Raw genomic sequence first — 13,290 nt, 5'->3', positions numbered from 1 at the left:
CCGCAGCACTAACCGCCTAACCACGACAGCGAAGAATCACACGACGACGTCATACACCACGTCCCTGGACTTGACCCGTCGAGCTCGCGGTGCGGGAAGACCGCAAGGACCCGACGAAACGGTCCTCTGGCTTGTTGCTCCAGGTTGTCTACTGCGGCGTGTGCGGACGACCGGCGTACCGCCTGAAGGGAGGCCCTGGCCGCAAGCCTCGGTATAGGTGCGCCTCGGCTCAGCACAGAGAACAGTGCGCCAACAAACCGATACCCCTGGATTACGCAGACGAGAGTGTCGAGACGCTCCTCCTGGGCATGCTTGGCACGTCGGAGCGGCTCGAGCGAGTCTGGGACTCGGGGTCCGACCATTCTGCAGAGTTGGCCGAGATCAACGACACCCTGGCCGACCTGACCGGGCTGCTCCGCGCCGGCCCCTATAAGGCCGGCACGCCTCAGCGCGTCAAGCTGAACGAGCGCATCCAGGCGCTGGCTGCCCGTCAGGCCGAACTGTCGACCGAGACAGTCAAGCCATCTGGCTGGACGTGCCAGCCGACCGGCGAGAAGTTCGCCGACTGGTGGGATCGCCAAGACGTGACCGACCGCAACGTGTGGTTGCGGTCGATGGGCATCCGATTGGAATTCAAGTACGCGACCGAAAGGTCGACCCCGAGCGTGAACCTAGGCCTCGGAGACCTCGGCACACTCACCAAGCAGTTGGACGCCAACGGCCCAGCGGCTCGATGGCAAGCGGTTCTCTCCGCGATGGGTGAGAATGGTCAGGGCATCACGGTCGGCCTAGACGGGTCCGTCGAGTTCACGGTTAAGGACGAAAACTCGACGTAATACCTAATTGCCCCGAATCATCGTGTAGGTAATCGTCTTGTGTTCCCACACGTCGGACCAGGTGAAGTTGATTCGCTTCTGCACGCCATTGTTTTCCCACGCCATGTAACCGGGTCTTTGGATCGATCTGCGCAAAGGATTCCCTGGATTGTTGAATGCTGATGGATTATCCCGGCTTGGGTCGAAGAAGGTGAGACCGAAACCTACGCCGTTCAGATTGACGATGCCTCCGCCGACCCAGCCGTCGTTGTGAATGAAAGGCTGAAAGGACAACCATTCTGTTGTTACATCTTCGAGACGATCGAACGCGTTGATTTTCAAGTCTTTGTTCGCGGCATCGCCGGCAACGCATAAACCCCAGTTGCGTGGCCACATGGCACGGCCCAAGAGCACGTCGATAGCTTCGGGAGGGAACGGGCGGACGAATTGGCCCTTCTGATGCGCGAAGGCTTTACCTGCAACATGGTTTAGGATGAGCTTCAGGACCCAAGCTTGGAAGTCGTCTCCGGATACTGTGATTTCTTCGTATTCACCCCATTCCCCTGCGCCGTTACGGTATCGCAGTGAAATCGTCCGCAGGAATGTCGCGACTGCCAACGCGGCATCGTCAGCGATGTGGAGATCATTGTTGTGCTTCTCGCATAGGATGTTTGCGACGAACTTCTTCGGGCTGACGAACTCACGAATTCCGTATCCAGTGTCATGCTTAATCTTCAAGTCGGGATCATCGAAACTGTAAAGCTTGATGAGGCTGTGAGAAATGAAGTGCTCGCCGGAAATAGTCTTAGAGCACCCTCCGCGTGTGTTGGCGTAGCACTTACGGTGCTGGAAGCTTTCCTCAGGTTCGGTTGCGCCTTTTGACTTGCCAGGTTGCCCCGCAGAAGAGTTCAGATGGCGCGACTGTTGCTGAGGTTCCCGAACAAGCCGGTATACGAGAGTGCCTACCATCGCCTCGCATCGAGGGGTATGGGCTGTCCCTGCCTCAGGCTTGCCTTCGAGCGCAATCCTCGGTGGTTCGCCTGCAGCCCGGTTGAATGCGAAGCGTTTCACTTCGACTTCCCATTGGCTCGGATCGCCGTTCGCGTCCCTTACCACTATCCGGTCGCCCGGATTGATCTGTTCGACCGGCACCTGCTCAACGGCGTAGGGGTCTGCAGTGTGGACGACCGGCATGGATCAAATGTAATTCGAGGTTCCGACAAAGATCTGCCAGCTTGCGGACCAGGCCAACGTCCAAAAGGACGGCATCTGGGCCCGCGCCGTCTCGCGCTTGGGTCTCGGATTCCTCAACGAGCCCGGCGCGGTTCGCGGCTACGACGCAGCCTGATCAATCGGTGGGGGTAGCCCTACGAGGCCATCCCCATCTTCAGGAGCTTCCCTATAGCTCGGGGCATACCAACGATCGCGATCGCTCTCGCGAGTGAGAACCTGGCCATTACGAGCTGAATCTCCCTATCTTTTGCCCGCGTGCGCTCCGCCAGGGCTTGTATCTCGCCATCATTCCACGCAGGAGCCAGCACTCCGTCAGCTTTCTCGTGCCACTCCTGAGGAGGTCGATACTCGCGATACTCGGACAGCGCGGGGAGGCCAAACGCGACCGACTCCTGCATCTGCGTAAATTCGCTCACGCCGACCTCGTTTCCAACCAAGCGCTGGAATGCGATCCAGTCGTCTCGATTCCCACGCAGAAACACGAAAGCTGCGTCTGCGTCGAAGGATTTGTCCGGACCGATGAACTTTGCGTGCGCCCACGGCCCGGCGTAGACCAGAAATGCGTGATCGGCTCTTCTAACAGATGCGACGGTTCCGCCGTTCTCGGCGTCGTTCTCGTCTCGGTTGCAGATGTCGATGTACTTGATGGACCCGTCTGGGCATTTGACTGCACCTATAGCGTGTCCTGGTTCGTGATAAGCAGTCATACGCTCGCCCTCGTAGTCCTATGCCATGATTGAGACCTCAGCCTCCGTAGGCCACGTTGGCACCATACTCAGCCTCACTCGGAGTGAAGCCGTCGTACTCCAATTGGTTGATGAGCCCGTCCTTGGAGAACGAGCTGTAGCTCAGGTAGCTTTTAGCTTTCTTGACCGCCTGTTCATTCCAGTCAACTCCCCCGGTGGCCTCGATCTGTTCGACCGCGAACGTGGCGTCTGCCGTGCTGAACTTGTCGTATTCGAGTTGCTTGATGAGGCCTTGTTTGGAGAATCCGGTATAAGCCAAGTAGCTCTTTGCCTTAGCAATTGCGTTGTCCTGGGCGGGTGTGAAGCCGCTCTTGGTGGTCGTCGGGGCGACGGGCGGGGCGACCGCCACCGTCGCAGTTGTACCGCCGCTTTTGGCAGACGTGGACGAGGTGTGGTTGTTGTTACCGATCGAGCCGATGACGATCAACGCCAAGAACGCCCCTCCTACCCCGAGTGCGATTTTCAGACCTGAAGACATGCCAGTCTTCGAGGGTTGGCCACCGACTGGTGCCGGCGGGCCAAATGGTGCGTAGTTTTCCGTCCACACTTTCCCGTCGAAATAGCGTTGACGGCTTGGATCAGACGGATCGGGAAACCAGCCCGGCGTAGTCATGAATGGTGACCCTCCCTTGCTTTTCCGCGTTCATCGAAGCATGCCTTGCGGACGGGAACGGTAGCACCTGTAGGCGACACCTACCGATCGAACATGTGCGTTAACTCGTCGCGTTTCTCGGAAAGTTGATTCTCGATGTAAAAGGCGTTCACCAGGGAAAGTGCCAAAAACACCGCAGCGACGGTGCGGACCCAAGTGGGAGCGCCTAAAAAGAAGGCGACGGCCGTGCCCGCTGCTACAACTCCGACACCCGTCCACACAGGGCCGGAACCGGTCATGAGGCTGACCGATTGCATCGACATCACAAGGCCGATGACGACAAGCACACAGACGCCGGTAGCAACTGCCGTCTTATTGCCTTTACCGGAGTCGTTTAGCGCACCTTCCGGTACGCCCCATCTCGCACCGTCCCAGTGGATTTGTCTTCCGGGATTCGACGGGTCGGGGTACCAGCCAGGTTGCGGATTCGGTGGTGCGGTCATGTTTGCCCCTTGGTGGATCAGCCTGTCCCCGGCCCGAGCGTATGGCAAGTGGCCCCACGGCGGTAGCGCTGAATCAGCGAAGGTCGCCACCCCAGGGGGATCCGCTTTCCCGCCCCCGGCATGACCGGTCGATTATGCGTCCGCCCAATCCTGCGGAACTTAGAATCTATTTTTCACACGCAGTAAGTTGAGGAAATCATGCGTAAACCTGCGGGTTTGCAGAAACCCGGACGGGAACTATGGCGTGAAATCACGTCAGAGTTCGACATCGAACGCGACCCAGACCGCCGCGAACTGCTGTTTCAGGCGTGAAGAACCACCGACCAGATCGCTGAATTGGACGAGGCAGCAGCCGAAGCCCCGCTGACCGTTAAGGGCAGCATGGGCCAGGCGGTGATCTCCCCGTTCATCGCGGAGGCCCGCGTCCAGCGGGGCCTCCTGGCGCAGTTGCTCCTCGGATGAGCTTCGCAGAAACGGACGACTGATGTCCAAGGCCGCGCGTTAGACCAAGCGACTCAAACGGCATAAAGCGAGCAAGACGCCGTCGCTGGCGGTCCTGGACGTCATTTACCGCCGCCTGCCCGGCGATGCCGCCGGTATGGCTCCAATTGGAAAAGGCAGGCAATGACGTACGTCGAAACTGCTGATGTGGTTGCGCTCTGGGCTCGGGAACCTGAGCCCGAAGTACTCGCCCTGATCCAGCGCAAGGCTCCAACAGGTCGAGCGGATGATCCTCCGCAGGCTTCCCGACCTGACCGACAAGATCGCAGCCGAGGAGGTCGACGCGGTTGACGTGGCCGACATCGAGGCCGAGGCCGTGCTGAGGCTTCTCCGCAACTTTGAGGGCTACGCCGAAGAATCGGACGGTGCGTACTCGTGTCAGTTCACCGCGAGACGGCATCCGGCTGGCTCGAGATCTCCGGCGAGGAATGGGAACGTCTCGGGATCAAGCCGAAGAGGAATGGGAACGTCTCGGGATCAAGCCGAAGCGGATGTTCTCAATCGTGCCTAACCGGGTGCACAAGTCTTAACGTAGGTGATCAACAGTTGGTTGCTTGTCCATGTCTTGTCCGATGGTAATTCGCTTGAATAGCCAGTCGCACGAAGCGGTACGACCGCATCGCCACACGGCAGTTCGATGTCGGGTTCGAACTGGATGACGGCGGTGACATAGGTACCACCTCCCGGCCCGTAAGCGCCGATGTTCATTCCCTTTTCCCACAGTGCATCTGACGCGCGGACACCGTCGGGGTGGCTGTCGACGCCGAAATGGACGGCACCGCGCAAAGGACGAACGCCCTTCGGAAGTTCCATCTGGAAAGTAACGTTCGTATGAACCGCCTGACCTCTGTTCTTGTACTCGATCAGCAACTCGACTACCGCCGCAGGTTCTGTGATCCGGATCTGTCTCGACCAGGTAGGCGAATGCCAACGACCTTCCAAGTTGAATTGATCGGCAGGGATCTCCAGCTTGGCAGCCGGGGACGCTTTTGATGCGGCGGTTCCCACGCGCGGAACGAACAAGATCACGCTAATCGACGCGAACACCATCCCAATTGCTGAGATGAATACAATTGCCAAGACCCGACGAGTCAGTTTCATTGCTCGCAGGTCGTCCTTGTGCACTCCCGCATAAATGCTGATCGCGCCAACTACCCACGCAGAAGCGATCGGGATCGCTAATTGCGCGCTCAGTCCGAAGAGTTTCACAAAGGCGAGCCAGACCGCTTCAACTATGGCAATCACCAATAGCACAAAAAACGCCCGCAACTTTAGCGAGTCGACGGCCCGACTCGTCGAAGTCTTACTGCCTTTCGTCCCATCGTCAGCCACCCAACACCCCTTAGGTTCCCGCCCAGCTTCGAGGTGCTATTACACCAGCTAACTACGCCACCTTGCTTCGGCAGGTGACGCCCGGCCAGGTTATGTCGGTGTAAAGCTGGACACTCGAGTAGTCAATCGCACCATCGCTGTGTTCCGGTAGGTGCCAAACACAGTGCCACAGTCGCGGTTACGGCGCCGCCGCGCGCACGTACCCGATCGAATTGGCCGGGGCCTGCCCTGCGAGATCTCCCAGCGGCGCCAGCCCGGCCGCGTCGAACAGCTCGGGTAGATCCGAGGTGATGGTGCTCCAGCGGTTGGCCCACAGATGCGCCGCGACGTCGGTGTGCGCACCGGGGTACGTCAGGCTGGCCACGTCGAGGTTCAGCCCGAGCTCACGCCACCGCTCGGACATGGCTTGCGCCTGCCGCTGCCCGTCGACGGACTGGTCGGTCACCTGCCCGTAGTCGGCGGCCAGCTGGCTGCCGGAGTCGCTGAGGGCGATGATGCTGTCCAGCAACCGGACTTCGGCTTCCTGGGGCAGGAACCCGATCAACAACCCCTCGGCGAGCCAGGCGGTCGGCCGGTCGGTGTCGAAGCCCGCGGCCAATAGCGCCGCCGGCCAGTCCTCGCGCAGGTCGATGCCGACGGGGCGGTGTTCGGCGGCGGAGCTGGCGCCGAGCTTGGCCAAGGTGGTCGTCTTGAACTCGATCACCTCGGGTTGGTCGATCTCGTACACGACGGTGCGGGCCGGCCAGGGCAGCCGGTACGGGCGGGAATCCAGTCCCGACGCCAGGATCACGAACTGCTGCAGGCCGGTGGCCGCAGCCTCCGCAAAATAGTCGTCGAAGAACTTCGCGCGGGCCGCGAACGTGTCGATCATCCGGGGGAAGCCCAAGTCGCCCGCTCCGTCGACGCCGTCGAGTTCACCGGCGGCGAGGCGGGTGAACACGTCCAGCCCGACCGCGCGGACCAGCGGCTCGGCGTACTGGTCGTGGACCACCGCGTTCGGGCGCCGGCTGGCGGCCGCCCGCGCGGCGGCAACCATGGTCGCGGTCGCTCCCACGCTGTTCGCCAGGTCCCAGCTGTCGTCATCGGCACGCGCCATGGGGTAAACGGTAAGCCCATTGCCTGCAAATTGCCTGAGTCGCCTACCGTTCGGATATGGCACCGGAACCCGCAGTGACACTGACAACGCTGGACGACAACATCGCCTGCATCACCCTCAACCGGCCCAAGCTCCTCAACGCCATCGACGGGTCGCTCATCGACGGCGTGGACGCGGCGCTCGACGCAATAGCCCGCGGCGAGTTCCGCGCGGTAATTCTGACTGGAGCCGGGCGCGGGTTCTGTGCCGGCGCCGACCTGAGCGGCACGGGTCAGGCCTGGACCGAAATAAGGCCCGGCACACCTACTTTCAAGGTCAGTTACGACGCGCAGGTACGCCTGGCCGATCTGTACGTCCGGCTCTACGAACTGCCCATCCCGGTGATCGCCGCCGTCAACGGTGTCGCCGTCGGGGGCGGGCTGGCTTTCGCGCTGCACTCCGACATCCGGATCGCCGCCGAGACCGCCCGGTTCGGGTCGGTGTTCATCAAGGCCGGCTTCTCGTCGATGGACATGGGCACCAGCTACCTGCTACCCAAGATCGTCGGTGCCGGGGTAGCGCGTGAACTGATGCTCACCGGCCGGATCATCGACGCCGACGAGGCCTACCGCATCAAGCTCGTGCACCAGGTAGTCGCCGCCGGTGATCTGATGGCCACCGCCCTGGACAAAGCCCGCGAGATCGCGGCGAACAACGCACTCGGCGTCTGGCAGACCAAGATCGGTCTGAACGCGGCGCTGGATGCGCCCAGTCTGCGGCACGCCATCGAACTGGAGAACCGCACCCAGATCCTCACCGGGTTCACCAACAATCCCACCGAGGCGGCCCTGGCGCACCGCGAGAAGCGGGCGCCCAAGTGGGATACGCTGTGACGCCTAAACTTTCGACATGACCTTGTCGGCGTACTTCTCCAGGTTGCGGATCTTGGTCTGCAGTGGTTCCGGGTCGGGCCCCTTGATGTAGGGCCACCGGAACCCGACGATGACATCGGTGACGCCCTTGTCCTCCAAGCGTTTGATGCCGTCGACGGTATAGGCGTCCATCGAGATCACGTGAATCTCGAATGGACCGCTCTTGCCTTCTTCCTCGCGAAACCTCTTGACCTTGGCGACGAGTCGGGCGAGCTCGCCGGAATCGCTTCCGCCGCCGTGCATCCAGCCGTCCAGGCGTGCCGCCCGGCGCAGCGCTGCATCAGCGTGCCCACCGACCAGGATCGGAATCGGTTGCGTCGGTGCGGGGCTCATCTTGGTCTTGGGGATGTCGTAGAACTCGCCATGGAACTCGAAGTAGTCGCCGGTGGTGAGCCCGCGGACGATCTCAATGCATTCGTCCATTCGCTTGCCGCGCTTGGCGAATGGCAGCCCCATCAATTCGTAGTCCTCCGGCCACGGGCTGGTGCCCACACCGAAGCCCACCCGGTTGCCGTTCAGCGCGGCCAGGGAACTGACCTGCTTGGCCGTGAGCGCCGGGTGCCGCACCGGCAGTTTGAGTACGAAGAAGTTGAACCGTAGCGTGCTCGTCACGGCACTCAATGCCGCTGTGAGAACGAAGGTTTCGACGATCTCCTTGCCGTCCAGAAACTCGCGGTTGCCGTCGGGGGTATAGGGATACTTCGCGTCAGACTCGAAGGGATAGGCGATGCTGTCGGCGATCGTCATGCTGTGATAGCCCGCTGCCTCGGCCGCCTTGGCCAGGGGAATGTAGAAGGCCGGATCGGTCAGAGATTCGGCGTAGCTGAACCGCACGGGTACACGTTACAGCTGGTTCTCCGGACCGATAACCGCCCAGACCGTCTTGCCCGACGAGGTCGGGGTGCTGCCCCAGGCGCGAGACAGCGCCTCAACGATCGCCAGCCCGGACACGTCGATACCTTTTGTGGGAGAGTCCAACCGCACCGCCGGGGCGCTGCTGCCATCGGAGACCGCGATGGTCGCCGTCTGGCCTTCGCACTCGATTCGCATTACTGGATCGCTGCCGGTGTGTTCGAGCACGTTCTCGATGAAGACGTTGACCACCACCAATGCCACCGGGATCAGACCCGGTTTCGACCAGGTGGTCAGCCATTCGCGGACCAGTTGGCGGGATTCGCGCAGGCTGGTCACGTTGGCCGCCAGCTTGGTCTGCGCGTGCTGCAGTTTGCGACGCCCGAGCTTGGCGACGGCCTTCATCGCGCCCTTCTCGGTGGGGAAGACCGGCATGAAGTCGGTAACCCCGCTGCGGGCGATCACGTCGCGGGCGGCGCGGTTCGCCGAGACGAGCACGATCGGGACATCCGGCCGGGTGTCCAGCTGCCAGCGGGCGCTGACGAACAGCGACCAGGCCGCGTCGTCGGGGACTTCCAGTGCACTGACGTCGACGATGACGGCGGTGGGCACGTCGAGGGTGGCCTTGGTGATGCTGTCCCTGAGCTCCGCCGAGTTGCCCGCGTCAAGCACGCCCTCGGCGGTCAGTACCACCACCGATTGCTCGGTTCGCGACGCCAGGACCAGCGAACTAGAGGATTCGGCGACCGCGCTCATCGATGTGCCAGCGTCATCGTGTCGTCCGGTTTCATCTCCCGCTCCTCGAACTTCTGCCTCTTGCCCTCGCGTCAGTGTCGCCGCCTCCGTCGTCGTGTGAAAGTCCATCTTCAGCCCACCGGCCCGGTCAGGGAAAGTGGAACGTCGACGCGCTCTACCCCCTTTGACCGCCGCAGAGATACCAGCGAATACCCATTCGGCGCGCGCGGTCAACCTTTGTTGGGGACTTACTCCAGCCTAATGGCAGTGCAGCGGGCTCAATGCAGCGATTTGAGCCGTGGCTCGTGGAGCGGTCAGCGCTCGCTCAACGCATACGGCGGCTCACCCACACCGGCGACCGAGTGGGTTCCCCACGGGGTCTGCTCCACGATGCGAGCCTGCGCGCTGCGGTCGCCCACCGACAGGGTGGCGGTGCGCGAACGCTTCACCGACTCCTCCGGCAGGGCGTCAAAAATGGTCCCCTGCCAGTGGTAATTGCCGTCGAGCGGGTCCAGATGACCGATCAGACGCACGTGCACCGGTTGGCTGGTACCACCGATGTCGAGGGTGGCGGTGCCCTCGTAGGTGTCCTCGTAGTCCGGCGCGCTGGATGACAGGTCGAAGGCGGACGAAACCGGCGGGGGATCGGCTGGCCCGAGCTGGGCACGCTCGTTGAACACTTGCTGACTGCTGCGCCGCACCTCGATGCGGGCACTGCCGGTGCGCTCCATCAGCGCGACGCACGCGGCGATATACCGCGCTCGTGCCGCCCCGTCGGGGCCGCTGACGAAGAAATAGTTGGGGAATCCGCGAACGGCGACGCCGAAGAAGGGCTCCATGCCGTGGGTCCAGACATCACGCAGCGTCAGTCCCCGGCTGCCGACCAGGGCGCGGTCCGTGCCGAGTGCGAATCCGGTGCCGTAGACGATCGCGTCCACCGGGTGTTCCACGCCGTCGACCGTGCGGATGCCGGTCGCGGTGATGCCCCGGATCGACGCGCCGAACTGCGGGCCCGGCCGTTGCGAGCGACGCCTGCGCAACCGATTCTTGGCGCGGGCCGGCCAGTATTGCAGCTCGGTGACGACTCGCCGCGGCGCATGGGGAAAGATGGTCACCGACTCGGCGGCGGAGACCAGGCGGCCGAGGTGATGACCGGCGAACGAATCGGTGCCGACGACCGCAACCCGCTTGCCGACCGCGTGAAAGTGCGGGTCCCACGCGGCGGCATGAAACGCCTCACCCCGGAACTCGTTGTGTCCGGGTAACTTCGGGGTCCACGCCAGGTCAGCCGGTGGATGCGCAGCGACAACGACGTGCGCGCGCTCGATGTCGCCGTCGGCCGTGTGCAGCGCCCACGCTTCCGTCGCATCGTCGAAAACCGAACGTAGCAACGGCTTTTCGAGCAAGGTGACGTCGGTGACCCCGGCGGCCTGCAGCGCCGATCGGGCACTATGGGCATCAGCTTCGGCGCCGACGACGAGCAGCGAATGCGTCGTCGTCACAGAAACCTGCTGCGCTTCCAGCCGCGCCGGGCGATCGGGCCCATCAGACCCACCTCAGCGAGAAACGCGGCCAGCGGCGCGAATCCGGCAACCTGCACCTCACGGCGATGGGCACTGGTGCGCGCGACGCGTCGCGCCCGCGCGGCGTCCAGCCCGGTACGGGCGTAGGGGACGGGGTTGCTGAACAGGTAGTTGAAGAAGTATCCGCCGAGTCCGTTGATGTTGGCCATGAACCAGCGGTTGAACCGGGGCATCTCAGCGACTCGCTTGCGGGCACCGTCGCGCGCGAACTGGATGTGGCGGGCTTCCTCGGTGACGTGAATCCGCATGAGCCGCTGGATGATCGGCTGCAATTCCGGGTCGTCCATCATCTGCCGCTGCAGCGAGTCGAAGATCTCCTCGCCGATCAGCGCCGCCACCCACAGCATCGATCCGCGCTGGAACGCCAATGGCAGCGCGTTGATGACCCAGCGGTGAAACCGCTTCGGCTGTACCGGCTTTGCGCCGATGCGCTCGATCGCCTTGCCGAACATCACCATGTGCCGGGTCTCGTCACCGAGTTCGGTCAGCTTGTAATGCGTGGACCGGCTGGTGGGATCCTCGTGCAGGATGGTCCGCAACAACGACTGGTTGAGCATGTTCTCGAACCAGATCCCGGCCGACAGCGTGTTGACCAACTCCTGGCGGGACAACTCGATCTGCTGCTCGCGGGTCATCTCGTCCCACATCGGTGTGCCGTAGAGCGACACCAGCCTCGGCGGCAGAAAGAACTTGTCGGGGTCGAGGGGGGCGTCCCAATCGATATCGACGACGGGCTCGTAGGACTTCTTGATCGAACCCTTGAGCAGGCGCTCGGAGAACTCTTCACGACTCGGACCAGTGGGTCGAACCGCTGTAGTCATCGCTGATGTCCCTTTCAGGCGTAAGGAAGATCACACTCAATACTCATGGTATCCGGTACCGGCGGTTCCGCATAGGGCATTTCTGATCTCGATTAGGTTGACCGCATGGGTCGGCACATCCACGTCATCGGTATCGGTGCCGGAGACCCCGACTACGTGACCGTCCAGGCCATCAACGCCCTCAACGACACCCAGGTGTTCTTCGCGATGGACAAGGGCGAGGCCAAGCGCGACCTGGTCGCGCTGCGCCGCCAGATCTGCGAGCGCTTCATCCGCGACCCCGGGTACCGGTTCGTCGAGTTGCCCGATCCGCCGCGCGCGGCCGACGGCGACTACCGCCAGACCGTCTCGGACTGGCATGCGGCCAGGGCCAGGATGTGGGCGGCGGCCATCTCCGCCGAACTGGTGCCGGGCGGCGTCGGGGCCTTCCTGGCTTGGGGCGATCCTTCGCTCTACGACAGCACGTTGCGCATCCTCGAGGCGGTGGCCGCCGAGTTGGAAATCAGTTATGACGTCATTCCTGGCATCACCGCGATCCAGGCTCTGACCGCGCGGCACCGGATTCCGCTCAACGAGATCGGTGCGCCCGTGCTGGTCACCACCGGCCGCCAGCTCCGCGCGGGCGGGCTGACCGGGTCGGCGGTTGTCATGCTCGATGGGGACTGCTCGTTCCAGTCCTGCCCCCCGGACACCCTGATCTGGTGGGGCGCCTACCTCGGGACCCCGGACGAACTCCTGGTCGCGGGCACGGTCGGGGAGGTGGGGCAGCGCATCGCGGCGCTGCGGTCACGGGCCCGGGATCGGCACGGCTGGATCATGGACACTTACCTGCTCCGAGCGGCTTTTTGAGCTGGCTTTGACGGTTCGGGCAATTTTTTTCGGAGCGTTTGCCCAGCTCTCAACTCTTTCTTAGAAGAACTGCACGGACCACCCGCTCCGGCACGCTAGCATTTGACACGTGCCGACTGTGCCTTGGATCACGTGTGCGACCGCGGGGCTGTCGCAGTGCACGGAGGTTTGTGCATGTCTTGGGTGAATGCAGCGCCCGAGTACGTCGCGGCCGCCGCCAATGACCTGGCCGGAATCGCCTCGACGCTGAGCGCGGCGAACTCGGCGGCGGCCTTCCCGACATCAGGTGTGCTGCCTGCGGGTGCCGATGAGGTCTCGGCTGGCATCGCGGCGCTGTTCGGCGCCCACGCGCAGGCCTACCAAATGCTCAGCGCGCAGGCTGTGGCGTTTCACGAGCAGTTCGTCCAGCTGATGACCGCGGGCGCGAACCAGTACGACGCCGCGCCGGCGCCGTTCCCGATCTGAACGAGGGTGCCGCTCTGCGTGCGCGCCAGCACCTGCTCACCACCGGCCGCGGCCGGCGTCGAGCCGCCGGCGGATGAGCCGCCGGCGGATGAGCCGCCCACGGCCATTCCGGGCAGTGCCGCCGCCGTTGCGCTGATAGCGGTCGCGGCGTCCTGCATGGGGGTCGAGTTGCGGGCCTCCGCGGCGTCGTACTGGTTCGCGCCCGCGGTCATCAGCTGGACGAACTGCTCGTGAAACGCCACAGCCTGCGCGCTGA

At 63.1% G+C, this 13,290-nt stretch carries 13 protein-coding genes and 6 pseudogenes; 7 read left to right on the top strand and 12 right to left on the bottom strand.

The window, feature by feature from the left end; all coding sequences use genetic code 11:
* Positions 1-89: 89 nt before the first annotated feature.
* Together A9X01_RS31790 and A9X01_RS06590 are read left to right on the top strand one after the other, a co-directional pair.
* A pseudogene (locus tag A9X01_RS31790) lies at positions 90-284 on the top strand (recombinase zinc ribbon domain-containing protein); the annotation flags it as partial.
* A gap of 24 nt (positions 285-308) precedes the next feature.
* On the top strand, positions 309-836 hold the full coding sequence (locus tag A9X01_RS06590; protein WP_065119980.1) for a hypothetical protein: 528 nt from the start codon (positions 309-311) through the stop codon (positions 834-836).
* Between the two features lie 3 nt (positions 837-839).
* On the opposite strand, the gene A9X01_RS29715 is transcribed toward A9X01_RS06590, so the two are convergent.
* From A9X01_RS29715 to A9X01_RS29705, 5 genes are all read right to left on the bottom strand, one after another.
* Complete coding sequence (locus A9X01_RS29715) at positions 840-2,009, bottom strand: hypothetical protein (RefSeq protein WP_155771964.1); 1,170 nt, start codon at positions 2,007-2,009, stop codon at positions 840-842.
* Between the two features lie 173 nt (positions 2,010-2,182).
* Positions 2,183-2,755: a hypothetical protein gene (locus A9X01_RS29710; protein WP_155771963.1), complete on the bottom strand. Its 573-nt coding sequence runs from the start codon at positions 2,753-2,755 to the stop codon at positions 2,183-2,185.
* Positions 2,756-2,792: 37 nt separating this feature from the next.
* Entirely contained in the window at positions 2,793-3,407 is a 615-nt protein-coding gene (locus A9X01_RS06575) for an Ltp family lipoprotein (protein ID WP_081282240.1), read from the bottom strand.
* 80 nt (positions 3,408-3,487) lie between these two features.
* Positions 3,488-3,889: a DUF2510 domain-containing protein gene (locus A9X01_RS06570; RefSeq protein ID WP_065119982.1), complete on the bottom strand. Its 402-nt coding sequence runs from the start codon at positions 3,887-3,889 to the stop codon at positions 3,488-3,490.
* A 255-nt stretch (positions 3,890-4,144) separates the two neighbouring features.
* A complete protein-coding gene (locus A9X01_RS29705) occupies positions 4,145-4,381 on the bottom strand; it encodes a hypothetical protein (protein WP_155771962.1) in 237 nt (78 codons plus the stop codon).
* A 132-nt stretch (positions 4,382-4,513) separates the two neighbouring features.
* On the opposite strand from A9X01_RS29705, the pseudogene A9X01_RS06560 reads away from it, so the two are divergent.
* Positions 4,514-4,969 (top strand): annotated as a pseudogene (locus tag A9X01_RS06560) (Gp19/Gp15/Gp42 family protein).
* Here A9X01_RS06560 and A9X01_RS06555 read toward each other — a convergent pair.
* Together A9X01_RS06555 and A9X01_RS06550 are read right to left on the bottom strand one after the other, a co-directional pair.
* The gene (locus A9X01_RS06555; RefSeq protein ID WP_155771961.1) at positions 4,898-5,722 is read right to left on the bottom strand and encodes a hypothetical protein; all 825 of its coding nucleotides are present in this window, start codon (positions 5,720-5,722) and stop codon (positions 4,898-4,900) included. The pseudogene A9X01_RS06560 and the gene A9X01_RS06555 sit on opposite strands and share 72 nt — an antisense overlap.
* A 178-nt stretch (positions 5,723-5,900) precedes the next feature.
* On the bottom strand, positions 5,901-6,818 hold the full coding sequence (locus tag A9X01_RS06550; protein WP_065119976.1) for a class I SAM-dependent methyltransferase: 918 nt from the start codon (positions 6,816-6,818) through the stop codon (positions 5,901-5,903).
* Between the two features lie 74 nt (positions 6,819-6,892).
* Here A9X01_RS06550 and A9X01_RS06545 point away from each other — a divergent pair, with 74 nt between their 5' ends.
* Complete coding sequence (locus A9X01_RS06545) at positions 6,893-7,690, top strand: enoyl-CoA hydratase/isomerase family protein (protein WP_172832457.1); 798 nt, start codon at positions 6,893-6,895, stop codon at positions 7,688-7,690.
* Positions 7,691-7,693: 3 nt separating this feature from the next.
* Here the strand turns inward: A9X01_RS06545 and A9X01_RS06540 are convergent, their stop codons facing one another.
* From A9X01_RS06540 to A9X01_RS06530, 3 genes are all read right to left on the bottom strand, one after another.
* Positions 7,694-8,563: a TIGR03619 family F420-dependent LLM class oxidoreductase gene (locus tag A9X01_RS06540; RefSeq protein ID WP_065119974.1), complete on the bottom strand. Its 870-nt coding sequence runs from the start codon at positions 8,561-8,563 to the stop codon at positions 7,694-7,696.
* Positions 8,564-8,572: 9 nt separating this feature from the next.
* A complete protein-coding gene (locus tag A9X01_RS06535) occupies positions 8,573-9,337 on the bottom strand; it encodes an STAS domain-containing protein (RefSeq protein WP_065119973.1) in 765 nt (254 codons plus the stop codon).
* Between the two features lie 293 nt (positions 9,338-9,630).
* The gene (locus A9X01_RS06530; RefSeq protein ID WP_253848982.1) at positions 9,631-10,599 is read right to left on the bottom strand and encodes a DUF4873 domain-containing protein; all 969 of its coding nucleotides are present in this window, start codon (positions 10,597-10,599) and stop codon (positions 9,631-9,633) included.
* 204 nt (positions 10,600-10,803) lie between these two features.
* Between A9X01_RS06530 and A9X01_RS31135 the strand changes: the two are divergent.
* A pseudogene (locus A9X01_RS31135) lies at positions 10,804-10,878 on the top strand (hypothetical protein); the annotation flags it as partial.
* A 47-nt stretch (positions 10,879-10,925) separates the two neighbouring features.
* Here A9X01_RS31135 and A9X01_RS06525 read toward each other — a convergent pair.
* Positions 10,926-11,720 (bottom strand): annotated as a pseudogene (locus tag A9X01_RS06525) (AurF N-oxygenase family protein); the annotation flags it as partial.
* A 105-nt stretch (positions 11,721-11,825) separates the two neighbouring features.
* Here A9X01_RS06525 and cobF point away from each other — a divergent pair.
* Together cobF and A9X01_RS06515 are read left to right on the top strand one after the other, a co-directional pair.
* Positions 11,826-12,569: a precorrin-6A synthase (deacetylating) gene (gene cobF, locus A9X01_RS06520; RefSeq protein WP_065119971.1), complete on the top strand. Its 744-nt coding sequence runs from the start codon at positions 11,826-11,828 to the stop codon at positions 12,567-12,569.
* A 174-nt stretch (positions 12,570-12,743) separates the two neighbouring features.
* Positions 12,744-13,019, top strand: a pseudogene (locus A9X01_RS06515) (PE family protein); the annotation flags it as partial.
* A 172-nt stretch (positions 13,020-13,191) separates the two neighbouring features.
* Here the strand turns inward: A9X01_RS06515 and A9X01_RS31130 are convergent.
* Positions 13,192-13,290 (bottom strand): annotated as a pseudogene (locus tag A9X01_RS31130) (PE domain-containing protein); the annotation flags it as partial.

The sequence above is a fragment of the Mycobacterium asiaticum genome, assembly GCF_001668675.1.
Lineage (GTDB): Bacteria > Actinomycetota > Actinomycetes > Mycobacteriales > Mycobacteriaceae > Mycobacterium > Mycobacterium asiaticum_D.
The sequence above is the reverse complement of the archived record's forward strand: the minus strand, read 5'-3'. Positions and strand labels throughout refer to the sequence as shown.